16 protein-coding genes and 2 pseudogenes are annotated in these 19,626 nt (G+C 71.8%); 11 read left to right on the forward strand and 7 right to left on the reverse strand.

Going from position 1 to position 19,626, the window contains the following annotated elements; all coding sequences use genetic code 11:
• Position 1 precedes the first annotated feature (1 nt).
• Positions 2–1,516, forward strand: coding sequence for an AMP-binding protein (locus tag AC30CM_RS07925; protein WP_490116297.1), 1,515 nt, complete (start codon positions 2–4; stop codon positions 1,514–1,516).
• Here AC30CM_RS07925 and AC30CM_RS07930 read toward each other — a convergent pair.
• Positions 1,482–2,591, reverse strand: a complete 1,110-nt coding sequence (locus tag AC30CM_RS07930) for an acyltransferase family protein (RefSeq protein ID WP_490116319.1) — start codon at positions 2,589–2,591, stop codon at positions 1,482–1,484. The genes AC30CM_RS07925 and AC30CM_RS07930 overlap by 35 nt on opposite strands.
• 211 nt (positions 2,592–2,802) lie before the next feature.
• On the opposite strand from AC30CM_RS07930, the gene pgfA reads away from it, so the two are divergent.
• Both pgfA and AC30CM_RS07940 read left to right on the forward strand, forming a co-directional pair.
• Positions 2,803–4,011 (forward strand): cell envelope lipid trafficking protein PgfA, encoded by a 1,209-nt coding sequence (gene pgfA / locus AC30CM_RS07935; protein WP_490116298.1) that lies wholly within the window; start codon positions 2,803–2,805, stop codon positions 4,009–4,011.
• A gap of 29 nt (positions 4,012–4,040) precedes the next feature.
• Positions 4,041–5,693 carry an MmpA family trehalose lipid delivery protein gene (locus tag AC30CM_RS07940; protein ID WP_490116299.1) on the forward strand — a complete coding sequence of 551 codons (1,653 nt, stop codon included), beginning with the start codon at positions 4,041–4,043 and terminating at the stop codon, positions 5,691–5,693.
• Between the two features lie 2 nt (positions 5,694–5,695).
• Here AC30CM_RS07940 and AC30CM_RS07945 read toward each other — a convergent pair whose 3' ends face one another.
• Complete coding sequence (locus AC30CM_RS07945; RefSeq protein ID WP_490116300.1) at positions 5,696–6,124, reverse strand: hypothetical protein; 429 nt, start codon at positions 6,122–6,124, stop codon at positions 5,696–5,698.
• Positions 6,125–6,217: 93 nt separating this feature from the next.
• Here AC30CM_RS07945 and AC30CM_RS07950 point away from each other — a divergent pair, with 93 nt between their 5' ends.
• Positions 6,218–6,796 carry a Rossmann-fold NAD(P)-binding domain-containing protein gene (locus AC30CM_RS07950; protein WP_490116301.1) on the forward strand — a complete coding sequence of 193 codons (579 nt, stop codon included), beginning with the start codon at positions 6,218–6,220 and terminating at the stop codon, positions 6,794–6,796.
• Positions 6,797–6,807: 11 nt separating this feature from the next.
• Here the strand turns inward: AC30CM_RS07950 and AC30CM_RS07955 are convergent, their stop codons facing one another.
• A complete protein-coding gene (locus tag AC30CM_RS07955; RefSeq protein ID WP_490116302.1) occupies positions 6,808–8,004 on the reverse strand; it encodes a glycosyltransferase family 4 protein in 1,197 nt (398 codons plus the stop codon).
• Positions 8,005–8,054: 50 nt separating this feature from the next.
• Here AC30CM_RS07955 and AC30CM_RS07960 point away from each other — a divergent pair, with 50 nt between their 5' ends.
• Both AC30CM_RS07960 and AC30CM_RS07965 read left to right on the forward strand, forming a co-directional pair.
• Entirely contained in the window at positions 8,055–8,819 is a 765-nt protein-coding gene (locus AC30CM_RS07960) for a class I SAM-dependent methyltransferase (RefSeq protein WP_490116303.1), read from the forward strand.
• A 55-nt stretch (positions 8,820–8,874) separates the two neighbouring features.
• Entirely contained in the window at positions 8,875–10,347 is a 1,473-nt protein-coding gene (locus AC30CM_RS07965; RefSeq protein ID WP_490116304.1) for an aldehyde dehydrogenase, read from the forward strand.
• Positions 10,348–10,356: 9 nt separating this feature from the next.
• Here AC30CM_RS07965 and AC30CM_RS07970 read toward each other — a convergent pair whose 3' ends face one another.
• Entirely contained in the window at positions 10,357–12,192 is a 1,836-nt protein-coding gene (locus AC30CM_RS07970; RefSeq protein ID WP_490116305.1) for an acyl-CoA dehydrogenase, read from the reverse strand.
• A 273-nt stretch (positions 12,193–12,465) separates the two neighbouring features.
• On the opposite strand from AC30CM_RS07970, the gene AC30CM_RS07975 reads away from it, so the two are divergent.
• Together AC30CM_RS07975 and AC30CM_RS07980 are read left to right on the forward strand one after the other, a co-directional pair.
• Complete coding sequence (locus tag AC30CM_RS07975; protein ID WP_490116306.1) at positions 12,466–12,612, forward strand: hypothetical protein; 147 nt, start codon at positions 12,466–12,468, stop codon at positions 12,610–12,612.
• A 23-nt stretch (positions 12,613–12,635) separates the two neighbouring features.
• Positions 12,636–13,217 carry a TetR/AcrR family transcriptional regulator gene (locus tag AC30CM_RS07980; RefSeq protein ID WP_490116320.1) on the forward strand — a complete coding sequence of 194 codons (582 nt, stop codon included), beginning with the start codon at positions 12,636–12,638 and terminating at the stop codon, positions 13,215–13,217.
• Positions 13,218–13,221: 4 nt separating this feature from the next.
• Here AC30CM_RS07980 and AC30CM_RS07985 read toward each other — a convergent pair whose 3' ends face one another.
• Both AC30CM_RS07985 and AC30CM_RS07990 read right to left on the reverse strand, forming a co-directional pair.
• Entirely contained in the window at positions 13,222–15,006 is a 1,785-nt protein-coding gene (locus AC30CM_RS07985; RefSeq protein WP_490116307.1) for a hypothetical protein, read from the reverse strand.
• 317 nt (positions 15,007–15,323) lie between these two features.
• Positions 15,324–15,860, reverse strand: a complete 537-nt coding sequence (locus AC30CM_RS07990) for a dihydrofolate reductase family protein (protein ID WP_490116308.1) — start codon at positions 15,858–15,860, stop codon at positions 15,324–15,326.
• 64 nt (positions 15,861–15,924) lie between these two features.
• Here AC30CM_RS07990 and AC30CM_RS07995 point away from each other — a divergent pair.
• Positions 15,925–17,073: pseudogene (locus AC30CM_RS07995) on the forward strand (acyl-CoA dehydrogenase family protein); the annotation flags it as partial.
• Positions 17,074–17,631: 558 nt separating this feature from the next.
• Positions 17,632–18,117 (forward strand): annotated as a pseudogene (locus AC30CM_RS08000) (acyl-CoA dehydrogenase family protein); the annotation flags it as partial.
• Between the two features lie 4 nt (positions 18,118–18,121).
• On the opposite strand, the gene AC30CM_RS08005 reads toward AC30CM_RS08000, so the two are convergent.
• Positions 18,122–19,000 (reverse strand): arylamine N-acetyltransferase family protein, encoded by an 879-nt coding sequence (locus AC30CM_RS08005; RefSeq protein WP_490116309.1) that lies wholly within the window; start codon positions 18,998–19,000, stop codon positions 18,122–18,124.
• A gap of 96 nt (positions 19,001–19,096) precedes the next feature.
• Between AC30CM_RS08005 and AC30CM_RS08010 the strand changes: the two genes are divergently transcribed.
• Positions 19,097–19,597 (forward strand): hypothetical protein, encoded by a 501-nt coding sequence (locus AC30CM_RS08010; protein WP_490116310.1) that lies wholly within the window; start codon positions 19,097–19,099, stop codon positions 19,595–19,597.
• The last annotated feature ends 29 nt before the right edge of the window (positions 19,598–19,626 follow it).

Here is a 19,626-nt window from a genome sequence, read left to right on the forward strand (position 1 = left end):
CGTGGTCACCGGCGTCGCACCCATTTCCACCCAGCTCGGCGATCTGGCCGCTGCCGATCCCGACGCCCCCGCCGTCACCTGCGAGGGCCGCACGCTCACCCGGGCCGAACTCGACGCGGCCACCAACCGCCTGGCCCGCGCCTACGCCGAGATGGGCGTGCGCACCGGCGATTACGTGTCGCTGGCGCTGCCCAACTCCATCACCTGGATCCAGGCGTTGATCGCCTGCTGGAAGCTGGGCGCGGTACCGCAACCGCTGTCGGCGCGGCTGCCCGACGCCGAGCTGGCGGGCAACCTGGCGCTGCGCGAATGCGCGCTGCTCGTCGGCAGATCCGACCCGCGGGGTGTGACGCCGCACGTGCCTGCAGACTTCGTCCCGAACCCCGACCTGTCGGATGCCGCACTGCCGGAGGCGGTGTCCCCGGTGTGGAAGTCGATGACCTCGGGCGGCAGCACCGGCAGGCCCAAGCTGATCGAGGCAGGCGGTGACAGCCGCGTGCCGGCGAGGATCGGCGACCCGCTGGGTGCCCGGCCCGGCGACGTCACGCTGGTCTCGGTGCCGCTGAGCCACAACACCGGGTTCACCACGGCCGCAATCGGTTTGCTGCAGGGCCATCACCTGGTGCTGATGCCTCGCTTCGAGGCGACGGAGTTCCTGCGCCTGGTCGCCGAGCACCGCGTCACGTTCCTCACCACGGTGCCCACGGTCATGCAGCGGCTTCTGCCGGTGTACCGCGCCGACCCCGCCGCCTACGACCTGTCCTCGATCCGACGCTTCTGGCACCTGGGTGCGCCGTGTCCACCCGCGGTCAAGCTCGCCTGGATCGACATCCTGGGACCCGGCCGGGTCTGGGAACTGTACGGCGGCACCGAACTCCAAGCGCTGACGTTCATCTCCGGTGAGCAGTACCTCCGGCACCCCGGATCGGTGGGCGTGGTGGTGGCCGGGCAGATGACGGTGCTCGACGACGAGGGTCGGCCGTGCCCACCGGGGGTCGTCGGCGAGATCTTCATGCGACCGGCGCCCGGCAGCGCACCCACCTACCGCTACGTCGGCGTGACGGCCCGCACCCGGGACGGCTGGGATTCCCTCGGCGACCTGGGCTGGTACGTCGACGACGGCGACGAGCGGTTCTTCTTCCTGTCGGACCGCCGCGTGGACATGTTCACCGTCTGCGGACGCAACGTCTACCCGGCCGAGATCGAGGCCGCGCTCGCCGAGCATCCCGGCGTGCTGTCGGCGCTGGCGGTCGGCGTGCCCGACGAGGATCTGGGCCAGGTGCCCCACGTGCTGGTGCAGGCCAGACGCGACGGGCCGGCCCCGCTGGACGCCGCGAGCCTGACCGGTTTCCTGGCCGAGCGGCTGGCGGCCCACAAGGTGCCGCGCACCGTCGAGTTCGTCGACCGGCCGCTACGCGACGACGCCGGCAAGGCGCGCCGTTCGGCGGTGCGCGACGAGGTGATCGCGCGGCGGGCGGCGGTCACGTCGCGTGGGCCGGCTCGACCGCGTCGGTGACGGAGCTGTCCAGCGGGGAGGGTCGGCGCCGCCGCTCCCACCGGCGCAGCGCCTCCCGGCACGGCGACTCGACGAGCGCGTAGCTGACGGCGGCGATCGCGAATCCGAACAGCAGCGTCAGCACCAGGATCGCCGGCAGGTGGCCGTCGAACGCGAACGCGCCGATCATGGGGAACACCATCGCCAGCGCCGCGAGGTGCCACACGAACAGGCCGTAGGACCAGCGTCCCAGCGTCACCATCGTGGGGCTGCCCAGCCAGCGGTGCGGGGTGTCGGGGTGGTCGAGCACCAGCGGCGCCAGCAGCGCACCCGCGACGATGGCGCCCATCGCGGTCTTGAGCATCACCTGGGCGACGCTGCCCGGCTGCAGCCCCTCCCGCCCGGCCAGCGGCGACGCGGCGAGCGTGAACGCCGCCAGCGCGATGCCGGCCATCACGACCCGCTGCCGCGCCACGCGGTGCGCCCAGCCGACGGGCATCACGGTCAGCTCGGCGAGCACCATGCCCGCGGCGAACCAGGAGAAGAAGGCCGGCGGCCAGTTCCACAGGTTGTGCCCGGAGGCCGGGTCAGACGGGACGAGCACCCAGAACAGGCTGGCCACCGCCGTCACCAGCAGGATCGGGATGCGGGCGGCCACGGGTACCCGGCGGGCCAGCAGCGCCAGCAACGGCAGGGCCAGGTAGAAGCTGACCTCCACCGACAGGCTCCACATCTGGGTCAATCCGGACGTCAACGTCAGCGGCACGTAGATCTGGGCGAGGCTCAGGTTGGCCAGCCACACCGTGAGGTCGGGTGTGACGTCGGGCATCAGCAGCATGATCACGACGACGGCCACCAGGTAGCCGGGCATGATGCGCACGATGCGCGACCGCAGGTAGTGCCCGGTGGGCGGCCGCTGACGGAGCCCGCGGGCCGCGGCGGCGTGGCCGCGCCACAGCAGGAATCCCGACAGCGCGAAGAAGACGGCGACGGCCAGGTCGAAGCGGCCCAGCGCGCGGCCGAGGACACCCGTCGTATGCCCCGTCTGGAACGCGACGTGGGTGATCACGACGCCGATGGCGGCGCAGGCGCGCATGCCCTCGACCGCGGGCAGGAAGCTGCGCACGCCGCCGCTTGCCGGCTCGGTATCGGTGGGTGGCACGCTGGCCAGTGTGCCCGAAGTCTCGGCGGCGGTCATCGGCGTGCCCGCGTAGTAAGGGCCGCCCTTAGTCGAGGCTGTTAGGGTTCGAACGGATTTGCCTTGCGGACGTCGTTCGGGGTCTCGCACGGAGGAGAAGGAGCACGGCTTGAACCGCGCTGGTGCGCTACGTATTGCGGCGTGCGGGCTGATGGGCCTCGGGGCTGCCCTTCTGATCGCCGCATTGTTGTTGTCCACGTACACCAAGGGCAAGATCGCCAAGGTGCCGCTCGACATCGACGCGACGCTGGTCAGCGACGGCACCGGGACCGCATTCGACCCCGCGTCGCTGTCGGGTGAACGGTTCGTCATCGACCGCGACGTGCCGCTGGTCAAGCAGCAGCAGATCAGCGTCGAGGCGCCGTCGAACGCCGACGTGGTGACGCTGCAGGTGGGCGACACCGTGCGGCGCACCGACAAGCAGCAGGACAACGGCCTGCTGCTGGCGCTGGTCGACACCGTCACGATGGATCGCAAGACCGCGCTCGCGGTGTCCAGCGACACCAACCCCGGTGGTGCCGTGCAGAAGCCCCGCAGCATCGAGGATCAGCAGCCGCCCACCAACGTGGCGCTGCCGCACGACGGACTGACCTACCGCTTCCCGTTCGACACCGAGAAGAAGACGTATCCGTACTTCGACCCGATCGCGCAGAAGGCCTACGACGCCAACTACGACGGGGAAGAGGACGTCAACGGGTTGACGACCTACCGCTTCACCCAGAACGTCGGTTACGACGCCGACGGCAAGCTCTCCGATCCCATCCCGTACGCCTCGCTGTACGACAACGACGAGGACAGCAAGGTCACCGCGCGCAACTCCCTGTGGGGCTTCGAGGGCGATCCCGACGAGCAGGTCACGATGGACCGCTTCTACGCCGCGCAGCGCACCTTCTGGGTGGATCCGGTGTCCGGCACGATCGTCAAGAGCAAGGAACACGCGTACCACTACTACGCCCGCGATGCGCTCAAGCCCGAGGTGACGTTCGCCGACTACGAGCTGACCACCAACGACGAGACCGTCGAGTCGCAGGTCGCCAGCGCTCGCAGTGAGGGCGACGTGGTGGCGCTGTGGGGTCGCATCCTGCCGATCACGTTCACGGCGCTGGGCCTGATCACGCTCATCGGCGGGGTGCTGCTGGGCGCCTTCACGCTGCGGGCCGACGCCGCCCTGATCGATCCCGGCCTCGACGAGACGGGCAACGGGTTGTTCGGGAGACGATCGGCGACCGATTCCGGTCCCATGCCGGCCGCCGAGGCGAAGACCGAGAAGCTCCCGACGCAGCGACCGCCCGACCTGCCGCCGGACAGACCGGTCTGATCCGCGGCACCGTCCTGCGCCGCCTGGCGGTGCCGGGCCATGCGCTGCTGCTGGCGCTGGTGGTGACGGCGCCGCTGCTGGCCCCTGGGTACCTGCTGCTGCGCGACGCGGTGTCCACGCCGCGGTCGTTCCTCACCGACGCCGCGCTCGGGCTGTCGGAGGCCGCCCCGCGTGCGCTGCCCCAGGACTTCCTGATCGCGGTCGCCTCGACGGTCGTCGACGGCGGCGTGGTGGTCAAGGTGCTGCTGCTGGCGGGGTTGTGGTCGGCAGGCTGGGGTGCGGCGCGGCTGGCCGCGGTGGTCTTCGACGACCTGCCGGTGGCGGGTCGCCTGGTGGCGGCGACGCTGGCGATCTGGAACCCGTACGTCGCGGAGCGGCTGCTGCAGGGTCACTGGAGTCTGCTCGTGGGGTACGGCTGTCTGCCGTGGGTGGCGGTGGCGATGCTGCGGGCGCGCGCGGGCACCGGGCGGTGGTGGCCGCTGGTCGCGTGGATCGCCGTTGCGGGCCTGACGCCGACGGGCGCGATGCTGGCGGCCGTCGTGGCGCTGACGTGCGTGGTGGTTCCCGGTGCAGGCCGCCCGCGGTGGGCGGGTGTGACGGTGACGCTGGTGGCGGCCGGGGTGACGGCGCTGCCGTGGCTGGTCGCCTCGGCGGTGGGCGATGCGCTGGCGGCGGCGCCCGCGGCGGGCATCCCGGAGTTCGCGGCACGGGCGGAACCGGGGCTGGGCACGTTGGGCAGCCTGGCCGGTCTGGGCGGTATCTGGAACGCCGACGCGGTGCCCGCGACGCGGACGACGGTCTTCGCGGTGCTCGGCACCGCCGTACTGCTGGCGGTGGTGCTGGCGGGCGCGGTGGTCGCGGTGCGGCGGCCGGCCGCCCGGCCGCTGCTGGTGCTGGCGGTCGTGGCGGTGGCGCTGCCCGCGGCGTCGGCGACCGGGCCCGGGCTGGCGGCGCTGGAGGCGGTGGTTCGCGCGGTGCCGGGCCTCGGGGTGCTGCGTGACGGGCAGAAGTGGGTGGCGCTGGCCATGCCCGGCTATGCGGTGGCCGGGGGCGCGGTGGTGTTGACGCTGCGGGGGCGCCTTCCGGTCGCGGCGACGGGGGCCGTGTGCTGTGCGGCGCTGCTGGCGGTGCTGCCGGACCTGGCGTGGGGTGTGGGCGGTGAGGTGCGCGCGGTCCGCTATCCGCAGGCGTGGTATTCCGTGGCCGCGGCGGTCGACGCCGCTCCGGGTCCCGTGGCGGTGCTCCCGCCGGACAGCATGCGCACGTTCGCGTGGGCGGGGCGTGCTCCGGTGCTCGACCCGCTGCCCCGCTGGGTGTCGGCCGACGTGTTGAGCACGGGCGACCTGGTCATCGGGGGCCGCACGGTGCCCGGCGAGGGGCGCCACGCCAGGCACGTGCAGGACATGCTGCTCGCCGGGGCGTCGCGCGCCGAACTCGAGCGGGCCGGGGTGGGCTGGGTGGTGGTCGAATCCGAGGGTGCGGCACCGGTTCTGGACCTGCCGGTGGCCTACCGCGGTGACGGGATGGTGCTCTACCGGGTGGGTGGGCACGCCGCCCCGGCCGCGCATCGCGGGCTGTTGATCGCGGCGCACCTCGCGTGGCTGGCGACGCTGCTGGGCGCGGCGGCAGCCGAGGCGTGGTGCGCGACGCGGCGGCGCACCACGCGTCGGCCGCGTCGGTAGGGTCACCCAGCTTCGTTCCGGCTCCTGTCCAAAGACGCTGTCGCCGAACGCAACTCGGACAGTGCCGCCACGGCGTGCTGGGCGAGGCCGACGCTGTCGTCCCGGTCCTGATCGCTCCACCGGGCAAAGCCGGTCTTGAACGCCAGCACCCCGAGTTCGGCGGCCAGCTGCGCGGTCAGCTCAGGGACGCCGCGAGAGACCAGCGCGGTGGCCATCGCCGCTGCCATGCCCACGCTCTTGAGGGCGTCGCGTTCCTGGAGTTCCGCATTGGCCGCGACCGCCGCCTGGATCCGCGGTCCCAGATCCCGGTTCGCCGGCCCCATCGCCCCGGACGCGCGCTGCAGCCCCGCGGCCACCGCCTCCAACGGGGTGGCGGTCTCCGGGGCGGCGGCGACGCCCTCGGCGCCAGTGAGGCCGAGGCCGTCATCCATCTCGCGTTCGGCAACGACTACGCCACCCCCGAGGCCGTCGCGCGGTCCGTCGACGAGGAGAGTCGGGCGCTGGCGGTGCTGGGAGAGGCGCTGGTGGGCACCGATCGCCCGATCGTGACGGTGTCCGGCACACCGTGGATTCCCGGGCGCACCTCCACCGAACACGATCCGCTACCCACGGACGGTCCCGTCGGCGGCCGGGCCCGATCGGTGAACGCCCTTCTGGCGCTCGCCGATCGCGGGGTTCGCAGCGCGGCGGTGCGGTTGCCGCGCACGGTGCACGATCAGGGCACGGGCGGCTTCGCCGGCCTGCTGACCGAACGGGCGCGGGAGACGGGGGTCGTGGCGTATCCGGGCGACGGCACCCAGCGGTGGCCCGCGGTACACGCCCGCGACGCCGCGGTGCTCTTCCGGCTGGTTCTGGAATCCGCACCGGCAGGCACGGCGTGGCACGCCGTGGCCGACGAGGGCGACGCGGTGCGCGACATCGCCGCGGTCATCGGCCGGCGCCTCGAGCTGCCCCTGCGGGAACTGCCCGCAGACGCCTTCGGCCCCTTCGGGGCGATCTTCGCCCTGGATCAACCCTCCGAGAGCCGGCACACGCGCGAGACGCTGGGTTGGCAACCCACGCATCCCAGCCTGTTGCACGACTTGGAGAACGTCTCGGCCTGATCCGGCAACGGCTAGATCAGTCCGCCGACCCGCTGCCCGGCGACCACGGCCTCGAGCACCGTGCGCATGGCGTCGGCGCTCTGCTGCCAGGAGAACTCGGCGCTGCGCACCTGCGCCTTGGCGCCCAGCGCCTCCCGCAGCGCACCATCGGTGAGCACGCGGTCGACGTGGCCCACCAGGTCGTCCAGGTCGTCGGCGAGCAGACCCGTGACGCCGTCGACGACGGAGTCGGTGAGGCCCCCCGAGGACCGGTAACCGACGGTGGGGACGGCGTGCTGGGCGGCCTCCATCACCGCCAGGGCCCAACCCTCCTTGCGAGACGGCAGCACGTGTACCCAACTGCGCTGCAGCACTTCGTGTTTGGTCCGCTCGTCGACGTGGCCGTGGAAGGTCACGGCGGCGGTGATGCCGAGGTCCTCGGCGTGGGCGCGCAGCTTGTCGTCCCACCAGCCGCCGCCGAGCACCTCGAGGCGCAGGTCGGGGATGCGCGGCAGCAGCCGCGCGACGGTGCCGAGGACGTCCTCGATCTGCTTGTGCGGCACCAGTCGTGACAGCACCGCGACGGTGGGCCGTGCGGCGCGCGGTGCGGACAGCGTGTCGGGTGGCGCCTCGTCCAGACCGTTGCGGACCACGGCGACGTGTCCGGGCCGCACTCCGAGGTCGGCGAGGTCGCGCGCCGACGGCAGCGACACCGTCACGTACTGGTTGCCACGGTGGGCGCGCGGCGACAGCCACGACTCGACGAACCAGCCGATCCGGCGCAGCACGGGTCCGGCGACCGGCCACTGCTCACGGTGGCAATGGTGCACCAGCACCACGGACCGGCGACCGTAGGCCACCCTCGCGAGGAACGGGATCCCGTTCTGGGTGTCGATCACGACGTCGGGACGCAGCCGCCGCAGGGGCCCCAGCCCCACGCGGGCGCCGAGCATCGCGGCCATCGCGAGCACGTACACCGAGTAGCGGCCGCCGGCGCGGTGCACGGCGACGCCGTCGACCACCTCGTGGCGTGCGGACCCGCGATAGCGGGCGGTGCGCAGCGTCACCGCGACACCCTCGGCGGCGAGGTGGGCGCCGATACGCTGCAGGTAGGTCTCACTGCCGCCGCCCTGCGGGTGACCGGTGTCGCGCCAGCACAGCAGCAGCACGGTACGGATCGGCGAAGGGGAACGCTGCGACCCGAGAACTTGCTCGGCGGGCACGGACATCGCCGACCAGCGTAACCGGGCCTCCGGTGTCGGGCCCCTAGAGTCGGGGGGTGGCCGTGACCGATCCGCTCGCCCACCGCGCCACCCTCGCGCGGTCGATCCGTCTGCTCGGCCAGTTCCGCCACGAACGGTCCGACCCGGCCCGGTTCTACGGTGCGCTGGCCGACGACACCGTCGACCTGGTCGCCGACCTGTGGCGCGGCGTGCACGGCGGCGCGCCACGCGGGTCGACGGTGCTCGACGTCGGAGGCGGACCCGGGTACTTCGCCGACGCGTTCGCCGCGGCCGGGATGCACTACGTGGGCGTGGAACCCGATCCGTCGGAGATGCATGCCGGTCCCGCGGGTCGCCCGGGTGCGGGGACGTTCGTGCGGGCCTCAGGGACCGCGCTGCCGTTCGCCGACGCCAGCGTCGACGTCTGCCTGTCGTCGAACGTCGCCGAGCACGTGCGTGACCCGTGGCGGCTGGGCAACGAGATGCTGCGGGTGACGCGGCCGGGCGGGCTGGCGGTGCTGTCCTACACGGTGTGGCTGGGGCCGTTCGGCGGTCACGAGATGGGGCTGACGCACTATCTCGGCGGTCGGCGGGCGGCGGATCGTTACGCCCGCAAGCACGGCCGCCGCCCCAAGAACGACTACGGCTCGTCGTTGTTCGCGGTGTCGGCGGCCGACGGGTTGCAGTGGGCCGCCGCCACCGGCGCCCTGGTCGCCGCATTTCCGCGCTACCACCCGCGATGGGCGTGGTGGACGGTGCGGGTCCCGGCGTTGCGGGAGGTCGCGACGAGCAACCTGGTGCTGGTGTTGCAGCCGTCCTGAACCCACGAACTGCAACAGGTTCTCGTGCGGCGATTTCGTGGGTAGTGTGACGCTCATGACATCCAGCACCACCTTCCGGACCGAATGGGACCAGCTGTTCATCGGCGGCTCGTGGGTCGCGCCCTCGACGGCCGACGTCATCGAGGTGCGCTCCCCCGCCACCGGCGAGCTGGTGGGCCGGGTGCCCCTGGCCGCGGCCGCCGACGTCGACGCCGCCTGCGCCGCGGCGCGCAAGGCCTTCGACGAGGGCCCGTGGCCGCACATGTCCCCGGCCGAGCGCGCCGAGATCCTGGGCCGCGCCGTCAAGCTCATGGAGGAGCGGGCCGACGAGCTGAAGTTCCTGCTGGCCGCCGAGACCGGCCAGCCGCCGACGATCGTGGACATGATGCAGTACGGCGCCGCCATGTCGGCGTTCCAGTACTTCGCCGGCGCCGCGGACAAGTTCCAGTGGCAGGACATCCGCGACGGCATCTACGGGCAGACGCTCGTGGTCAAGGAGCCGGTGGGCGTCATCGGTGCCGTCACCGCGTGGAACGTGCCGTTCTTCCTGGCCGCGAACAAGCTCGGCCCCGCGCTGCTGGCCGGGTGCACCGTGGTGCTCAAGCCGGCCGCCGAGACGCCGCTGTCGGTGTTCGCGATGGCTCAGATGTTCGCCGAGGCCGGGCTTCCCGAGGGCGTGCTGTCGATCGTGCCCGGCGGTCCGGAGACGGGTCGCGCGCTGACCGCCAACCCCGAACTGGACAAGTTCACGTTCACCGGGTCGTCGGCCGTCGGCAAGGAGATCGCCAAGCTGGCCGCCGAGAAGCTCAAGCCGTGCACGCTGGAACTGGGCGGCAAGTCGGCGGCCATCATCCTCGAGGACGCCGACCTGGATTCCACGCTGCCCATGCTGGTGTTCTCCGGTCTGATGAACTGTGGTCAGGCCTGTGTGGGGCAGACGCGGATCCTGGCGCCCCGGTCGCGCTACGACGAGGTGGTGGAGAAGCTCTCGGCGGCGGTCGCGGCCATGCCGGTGGGGCTCCCGGACGATGCCGGCGCCATGATCGGCCCGCTGATCAGCGAGAAGCAGCGCGAGCGCGTGGAGGGCTACATCCGCAAGGGCGTCGACGAGGGTGCGCGCCTGGTCACCGGCGGCGGCCGTCCCGACGGGCTCGACTCCGGCTGGTACGTGCAGCCGACGGTGTTCGCCGACGTCGACAACTCGATGACCATCGCGCAGGAGGAGATCTTCGGGCCGGTCCTGGCGGTCATCCCCTACGACGACGAGGACGACGCGGTGCGCATCGCCAACGACTCGGTGTACGGCCTGGCCGGATCGGTGTACACCACCGACAACGACAAGGCCATGCAGATCGCCCGCAGGATCCGCACCGGGACGTACGCGGTGAACATGTACGCCTTCGATCCGGGTGCCCCGTTCGGTGGCTACAAGAACTCCGGCATCGGCCGCGAGAACGGGCCGGAGGGGATCGAGGCCTACACCGAGGCCAAGAGCATCCTGCTGCCGTTCGGCTACACGCCCGCCTGAGGCGCGGTCCTAGAAGGCGTCCTCCGACAGTTCCGTCGCCGTGAGATCGGTGCTCGCGACGATGGCGCGGTCGGAGGACAGCCGCGGTAGCACGTTCTTGGCGAAGAACCGGCCGACGGCCACCTTGCCCTGGTAGAACGCCCGGTCACGCTCCGACGGGGCGCCGTCGAGCGCGTGCAGCGCGGTCTCGGCGCCCCGCAGGAGCAGCCATCCGATCAGCAGGTCGCCGACGGCTACCAGGAAGCGCACGGATTCCAGCCCCAGGCGGTACAGCTGCTGCGGGGTCTGCTGCGACTCCAGCAGGTAGCCGGTCAGCGTGGCCGCCATGGCCTGCACGTCGGCGAGCGCGGTCGCCAGCAGGGCGCGGACGTCGACGAGTTCAGTGCGGCCCGAGTCACTCTGGATGAAGGCCTGCACCAGACCCGCGACGTGCCCCAGTGCCACGCCCTGGTCCCTGGCGATCTTGCGGAAGAAGAAGTCCTGCGCCTGGATGGCCGTGGTGCCCTCGTAGAGCGAGTCGATCTTGGCGTCGCGGATGTACTGCTCGATGGGGTAGTCCTGCAGGAAGCCCGATCCGCCGAACGTCTGCAGCGACTCGGTGAGCGTCTGGTAGGCGCGCTCGGAGCCGACGCCCTTGACGATCGGCAGCAGCAGGTCGTTGACGCGCTCGGCGAGCGCGGGGTCCGCGCCGGAGACCACGGCCGCCGCGCTGACGTCCTGGTGGGCCGCGGTGAACAGGTAGAGCGAGCGCAGCCCCTCGGCGTACGCCTTCTGCATCATCAGCGAACGCCGGACGTCGGGGTGGTGCAGGATGGTGACGCGCGGCGCCGTCTTGTCGGTCATCTGGGTCAGGTCGGCACCCTGCACGCGGGTCTTGGCGTACTCCAGCGCGTTCAGGTAGCCCGTCGACAGCGTCGAGATGGCCTTGGTGCCCACCATCATGCGCGCGTATTCGATGACCTTGAACATCTGCGCGATGCCGCGGTGCACGTCGCCCACCAGCCACCCGACCGCGGGCCTGCCGTGCTGACCGAACGTGACCTCGCAGGTGGCCGAGACCTTCAGACCCATCTTGTGTTCCAGCCCGGTGACGTAGACGCCGTTGCGCTCACCGGGCTCGCCGGTCTCGGGATCGAACAGGTACTTCGGTACCAGGAACAGCGACAGCCCCTTGGTACCCGGACCCGCACCCTCGGGGCGGGCCAGCACCATGTGCACGATGTTCTCGAACAGGTCGTCGGAGTCGGCCGACGTGATGAAGCGCTTGACGCCGTCGAGGTGCCAGGTGCCGTCGGGCTGCTGGACGGCCTTGGTGCGGCCGGCGCCGACGTCGGACCCGGCGTCGGGCTCGGTGAGCACCATCGTGGCGCCCCAGTTGCGTTCGACGGCCGTGGTGGCCCAGTGCTGTTGCTGCTCGGTGCCGATGCCGTGCAGGATGCCCGCGAACACCGGGCCCGCGAGGTACATGAACGCCGCCGGCTGCGCTCCGAGGGCCAGTTCGTTGACCGACCACGCCACCATGGACGGCGCGGGCATGCCGCCGACGGCCTCGGGCAGCCCGATGCGGTACCACTCGCCGGCCTGCCACGTGCGCAGCGACTCCTTGAACGCCTCCGGCAGGGTGACGGTGTGGGCGTCGGGGTCGAAGGTCGGGGGATGCCGGTCTGCGTCGGCGAACGATTCGGCCAGCGGCCCCTCGGCCTGGCGGGCCGCCTCGGCGAGCAGTTCTCGCACCGAGGCCCCGTCGAGGTCGCCGAACTCCCCGTTGGCCAGCACCTTCTCGAGGTCCAGGAGTTCGAAGAGGTTGAACTCCAGATCGCGCACGTTGCTCTTGTAGTGGCCCATGATCGCCTTTCTCCGCCGATGCCGCCCCCCAAAGCGTAGACGCGACTACCCGCCGGTAACGAGCGATCGCGGCGTCACCGACGGTCCGGAGGGCACGTCCACGGGCGATTATGGTCTGGACCATAATCGCGCGGCTCTGAGGCGCGAGCGGCTTTTGTGCACACAAAGCCGTAGACCAGTGATCCTGACGCCGACGGCTGTGAGATGGAATACAAGGCTCGCGTCGATGTGTTGTGGTCGTTATGCTCATGCCCATACAGCTGGGAGGCGCCCATGTGGATCGTTGAGGTCAACCTCCTGGGCCGTCGTTTCACGCGAGAGGTCGGGCATTCGGTCCCCCGCTTCGCGGCCCGCCAGATGTCCCCGCGCCACGTGCACGCCAAGCTCACGGGCCTCTGGCGGCCCCGGGACGCCGCCTGACCGTGGGCACCACCCGCGCCAAGATGCTGTCGTCGGCGGTCGAGGTGCTGCGCGAGCGCGGCGCCGCGGGCGTCACCATCGACGAGGTACTGGCCCGCAGCGGCGCCCCGCGCGGTTCGGTGTACCACCACTTCCCCGATGGCCGAATGCAGCTGGTGGCCGAGGCCCTGCAGCTGGCCGGCGAACGCATCACGGCGCTCATCGACGACGCCGTGCCGCAGGGCGGCATTCCGCTGCTGCGCCGCTTCGTCTCGTTCTGGGAGCACACGCTCACCTCCAGCGACTTCTCGGCGGGCTGCCCGGTGGCCGCCGCGGCGATGGGGTCGGCCGACGACGCGCTGGCACTCACCGCCGTGGCCGGCGAGATCTTCACCCAGTGGCGGGATGCGCTGACGCGCGCCTTCGTCGCCGACGGCTTCGGAGTGGCCGACGCGACGTCGCTGGCGGTCACCGCGATCGCCGCCCTGGAGGGCGCGGTGGTGCTGTGCCGCGCGACGCGCACCCTCGATCCGCTGCGAGACGTCGCCGGTCAGATCGAGTTCCTGGCGCGCTCGTGGGAATTCGTGCGAGGCGCCCCGCACGGCGTGCCCAACCAGGTGTCGTGACGGGTCAGGCCGCCGCGCCCTTGGTTCCCGACGGCTTGACACCCGCCGACTTGTCCCGCGCCGACGCACCCTTCGTGGGCGCGGAAACCCCTGACGCAGTGGACTTCTCGGCTACCGGCTGCTTGACCGACGGCCTCGCGGCTGCCGGCTTCTCGGGCCCCGTTCTCTCGGCTGCGGGTCTCTCGGCTGCCGATCTCTCGGCTGCCGGCTTCTCGACCCTAGGCTTCGTGACGACCAGGTTCTCGGCCACCGGGTTCTCGGCCACCGGTGGCTCGGCGACCGGTTGCTCGGCGGCGCGCGTCTGCATCGCGGCCGTCTCGGCGACCGGCCGCGGCCCCGCCGCCGGCGACGGGGCCACCACGGTGCGCACCGTGTCGACGACCCGCTGCACCGCCACCCGTACGGCATCGGCCACCTGCCGGGGGACATCGGCGATCATGGCGACCGCCCGGCCCAGGGACTTCTGGATACCGCTGCCCAGCGCGGTCAGTACGTCGCCGACGACCCGCACCTGCTCGTCGGGGGTCAACACCGCCGACGACAGGAACGGCGCAGGCGCTCCGGTCATCGTGAAGGCACGGTCGTAGGCCTCGAATCGACTGGATCGGTAGTACGGGCTTGCCGGGTCGGCCAGATCTGCGGGGGTGACGACGTCGGCGTAGCCGATGTTGACCAGGATGCGCAGCGCCGGTTCCACGGCGTCGGCCAACAGCGTCGGGACCTGGACACCGAGGAGCCCGAGAAGGCGCGCGGGCAGCCGCAGGGGTTCCAGCAGCGGCAGGCCGCGGGGATTCAACGTCAGGTAGTAGTGCTTGCCATCCGGGCTGCCACCCAGCGGCATCAGGCCCAGCACCACGCCCTCCCCCGCCAGCGAGGTGAACAAGTCCTGCACCGTCGCCTGCAGGTTGCCGCCCCCGAACAGGCCGGCATCGAGCCGGTCACCGGGCAGGCCGCCCAGCAGGTTGGTGGGCGCCATGGCCATCAGCGAGTTCAGGATGGCCACGGGATTGGCGGTGATGGGGAAGTCGGTCACCGCGTCGTAGGCCCAGTTGAGGTCGATCACTGTGCCGTTCAGACGAATTCCCCCGCCGAAGATGCCGGTGCCGGACTCGGTGGCGCCCGCGGTGAGCGACTGCGGGCCGACTCCGAGGATGCGCTGCAGCAGCGGGAACCGGTCCAGCAGCCCGTTCTCGCGAGCGGGATTGCGGATCATGGCCAGCAGCAGGTTGATTCGCGTCTGCGCGACGTCGGTCGGGATCGGGGCGTAGCCCGCAGGCGGTCGGCCCGCGGCGGCCGCCTGCAGCGCGCGGTAGGCGTTGATGATCGCGACGTTGCTCAAGCCGAAGCCCACCACCGCCGTGGTGTTGGTGCGGCGCGCCAACGGCAGCACCCCCAGTGCCGCGGTGTAGGGAAGGTTGCCCAACGTGTCGTACAGCGCCTTGGCGTCGGTCGGGACGGTCTGCGAATGCAGGCGGACCTCGGCCAGGAGGTCCAGGATGGCCGGCACCGCGTTGGGCGACACGGAGTTCACGACGTCGATGAGTTGCGCGAGCGTGAGCCGGTTGAGGATGCCGTTGACGTCGAGACCCACGGTGTGGGCGACGTCGAACAACGGGTGCGTGTTCACGATGTTGACGTCGACCTCGACGAGGTCGGCCTGGGCCGTGGGCGCCGTCAGGCCGACGGTCATGGCGGTGGCCGCGGCGGCGACCGTACCCGCCACCCCGAGCCGCCTCCCGCCACGCCGCCGTCGCCGCTGCGTTGCCACCGCTGCCATCGTCGCTGTCATCGTCGTCATCGTCGTCGTCATCGTCGTCGTCGTCGTCGCTGCCATGGCGCACCCCCACCGGTCGAGATCCTCGCGTGGGGGTGCAGTGCCCGAATTGACGCTCACGTAATCCCGGCAAACGCGCAATCGTGGCGCAATCACGTACTTTTCGTCTCGATCACCGTCAGGATCGCGTCAAGACGCTGGACGTGCGTGGCCGGCCGGCAGTGCAATCGACGCCGTGACCACCCTCGCTCACGTGCCGACCCTTGCCGAACTGGCCCAGTTGCTCCTGATGCTGGCCGTGCCGACGTCGATCTTGTTGGGGGTGCGCTACCTCAATCGACGCGACGCGCGGGCCGAGTCCACCGCACGCACACGAACTCACCGTTGACGGCGCTGTCCACCAGCCGCCATTCCGATGGCGTCGGCAACACCCGGGCGCCGGACCCCAACGAGCACGGCGCGTAGGAGACGACCACGTCGTCGACCAGGCCCGCGGCCACGAACTGCGCGGCCACCGTGCCACCGCCCATCACCCACACGTCCTTGCCCGCGGCAGCCTCCACCAGGCGCGGGTACAGGTCGGTGACAGCGCCGTCGAAGACGTGCACGCCGTGTGTCGCGTCGATGGCGTGCGGCCGGCTGGTCAGCACCCACGTCGGCTGCTGGTACGGCCACTCGCCCGGCTGATGGACCCTGATCCACTCGTACGTGGTCGAGCCCAGCACCAGCGCCCCCACGGATTCCGCGAACGCCCGGTAGCCGAACGGTCCGTCGGGATCGTTCTCGCGGGACAGCAGCCAGTCGAGGCCGTCGTGGTCGTCGGCCACGAACCCGTCGAGCGTCGATGCGGTGTAGTAGATGCAAGCCATGAACGCCGAGTCTGCCGTGGGGGTCTGACACCGATGGGAGCATCGACACCGGTCCGACGTCCCGATGCGTAGACTCTGCTGCCCAGTGAGCGACTTCGCCGCCCTGTGCGCCAACGACGACGACCTTGCCGCGCTGCGCCGCAGCGTGCGCGACTTCCTGGCGGCCGATCGGGCCGCCCACGGTTGGGAACCGGCCGTCGATTGCTGGTTGTCGCAGTGGGATCCGGCGTTCAGCGGCCGGTTGGCCGATGCCGGCTTCGTGGGCCTGACCATCCCGGTCGCCTACGGCGGCCGCGGCCTCGGCTACCTGCATCGCTACGTGGTCACCGAGGAATTGCTGGCGCACGGCGCCCCGGTCGCCGCGCACTGGATCGCCGATCGCCAGGTGGCCCCGGCGCTGCTGGCCTACGGGTCGGAGAGCCAGCGCCACGACCTGCTGCCCCGCATCGCGGCCGGCCGGCTGTACTCCGCCATCGGGATGAGCGAGCAGGGCGCCGGCTCGGACCTCGCCGCCGTGACCACCAGGGCCACGCCCACCGGTGACGGGTGGACGCTCACCGGCAGCAAGCTGTGGACCAGTGGCGCGCACCTGGCAGACCAGGTGGTGGTGCTGGCGCGCACCAGCCCGCCCGATCCCGCGCACCGTCACGCCGGGTTCAGCCAGTTCATCGTGCGGACCGACAGCCCCGGCGTCACCATCGCCCCCATCGTGCTGATGAACGGCGAGCACCACTTCAACGAGGTGCGCTTCGAGGACGTCGCCCTGACCGCCGACGACGTCCTCGGCGAGATCGGCGACGGGTGGCGGCAGGTCACCTCGGAGCTGGCCTTCGAACGCAGCGGCCCGGAACGCTTCCTGTCCACGGCCACACTGCTGTTCGCGGTGCTGCGGGAGCTGCGGGCCCACGGCGCCGACGACCGCACCGTCGCCGACGTCGGCGACCTGGTGGCCCGGCTGGTGTCGCTGCGGCAGCTGTCGGTGGCGGTGGCACGGGACCTCTGCGACGGGCGCGACGCGACCGCGCGGGCGGCGCTCGTCAAGGATCTCGGCACCCGGTTCGAGCAGGACTCGGTGGATCTCGCCGCGGACCTGCTGGCCGGGGTCGAACCCGCGGCACCGCTGCGCGACCAACTCGCCACCGCACGCGTGCACGCGCCGCTGTTCACCTTGCGCGGGGGCACCAACGAGGTGCTGCGCGGCGTCGTCGCGAAGAGCAGTGTCGCCAAGAGCAGCACGGGCAGCGACGAACCGCCCGGCGACCACGCCGAGTTGCGCGCGCTGGTCGACCAGGTGGGCAAGCGGTCCTGGGACGCGCGCTCGGGCGCACCGCGGCTGCCGGAAGACGTCGACGTCGACGCGTGGCGGGCGCTCGAGGACACCGGCCTGGCCGGGTTGCTGGGCAGCGGTGACGGCGGCCCTGCGGAGACGGCGGTGGTGCTGCACGGTCTGGCGCGCCGGCTGGTCGCGGTGCCGATCGCCGAAACCGACGTCCTGGCGACGTGGTTGGCGTCGGTGGCGGGTCTGGACGTGCCGGCGGGACCGCTGACCGTCGCGGTGGCCGACGGATGCGCGCGCGACGTCACGTGGCCGCAGCTGCCCACCGTGGTGCTCGCGCACACCGCTGCGGCGACGCGCGTGGCGCTGCTGCCGCCGAGTGCCGGCGCACCGGTGGCTCGCATCGGCGGCGAACCCGTGGCGACGGCGGTCCTCGATCCGCACACTCTCGAGGGCGTCGACGTTTCGCCGGCCGTGCACGCCGAGCTGCTGCGCCGTGGGGCGTGGGCACGGTGCGTCCAGATGGTGGGCGCCTTCGACGCCGCGGTGGACCTCACGGCCACCCACGTCCGCGACCGCGAGCAGTTCGGCAGACCATTGGCCGCGTTCCAGGCGGTGCAGCACCAGCTCGCCGGAATGCGCGGTGAGGTCGAAAGAGCCAGAGCCGTCACGGCGTTGGCGACCGCTGCCGTCGAGGAGGGCTTCGACGGCGCGGCCGCCGAGTACGCGGTCGCGGCGGCGAAGGTGGCCGTGGGCCGGGCGGCGTCGGCGGTGTCGGCCACCGCGCACCAGCTGCACGGCGCCATCGGCGTGACGCGCGAGCACCGGCTGTGGCTGGCGACCATGCGTGCCCGCGCCTGGTCCGACGACTTCGACGCACCCGCGCGGTGGGCCCGCACGCTGGGGCGGCTGGCGCTGGCGGCCGAGGACCCCTGGGACCTCGTCATCGGGAACGTCGCGGGGCAGGTCGCGCGGGACTGACCGCTCACGAATCCAGCAGCATCGCCACGCGCGTCTCGACGACGGCACGCTCTCCCAGATCGTCGAGATCGATGCCGAAGCGTCCGGCCAGTTCGTCGAGCACCTGCGTCGCCGAGTCCAGCCGCACCTTCTCGGTGCCGTCACCGCGGTGGATCGCCAGGTGGCGACCCCGCAGGTTGAATCGGGCCTCGTCGGTGACCAGTGCCGCCGACAACCCCACGACGAAGGTCGACCGGGGATGGGTGGAGACGTACCAACTGCCCACCTCCAGATCGATCCGCGGCCGCGGGCGGGTTGAGAACGCGTACAACGGCAGCCACTCACCGCGCAGCCGGCTCTCGAGCACCAGTCCTTCCTCGACGTTTCCCTCCTCCACGCCGCCGTCGGCCACCGCCGGGCCGGCGGCCACGATCCGGTAGGGCTCGTGGCGCGTCTGCTGCTCGGGTCCGACGACGAGGCGGATCGGCGACGGCAGGGTCTGCCCGCCGAAGCCGACGTCGACCAGGAACGGCACCGGGTCGCCGGGCACGGTCACCGACAGCACCTGGTGCGTCATGGCGGGGAGCGGCGCGTCGGGCGGCGCCATCCACACCACGCGGCCGGTCAGACGTGCGACGCCGTAGCCCAGCGCCTCCAGCACGTACCCCAGCAGGCCGTTGTGTTCGTAGCAGTAGCCGCCGCGCCGTCGCGAGACCAGTTTGTCGGTGAGTACCACGGCACCGAGGTCGTCCACCGGCACGCCGAGGACGGGGTCGAGGTTCTCGAACGGGATGGTGCGGCCGTGCGCACGCACCAACTCGCGCAGCAGATCCTCGGTGGGCGCCGCGGCCGCGGCGGGGTCCACGCCGACGCGGGTGAGGTAGGGCAGGCAGTCGACCGTCATGCCGCCATCGTGCAACCTCGACGGCGGTTGGGGTCAAGGCGCGGAGATGGCCGGATTGCTGCGGGACTCCCGAGCACCAGGCAGTATGAAGCACAAATGACTAGATCGACGTCCACGCTGCTGGCGGCTACCGCCATCGCCCTCTCGTCCGTCGTCGCTCCGGCGCCCGCCTCGGCCGCACCGGACGACACCGGTTCGGGCGAGGTGCAGATGCCGCTGAGTTCGAAGTGGCGCGCCTGTGACCACACGCTGGTGCACTTCGTGGACGCCACCAGCGGTGACGCCCGACCGTTCGCGCAGGTCAGCTCGGCGAACGGCACCGTCACCGCCAAGGTCGCCGTGGGGACGGCCATGCCCGACATGCGCTACGACGTGCGGGTCATCCAGACCCCCCGGCCGTCCATCGGCTGCGGGCCCGGCGCACCCGGGGTCATCGCCGGATTCCTGCAGACCGACGGCGCGGGCATGGGCGGGGTGACGCTGCAGGGCCCCATCGCCGACGGCGCCACCGGAGCCTGGGTGATCATCGAACGGCCCGCCGCCCACTCGCAGACTCCCGCGGAGTTCTACACCACCAGCTTCGTCGCCGACATCTGACGGGATTTCCCCCGTTCACCGCCTCCGGG

The sequence above is a fragment of the Mycobacterium sp. DHQP2018-32-09 genome, assembly GCF_058148405.1.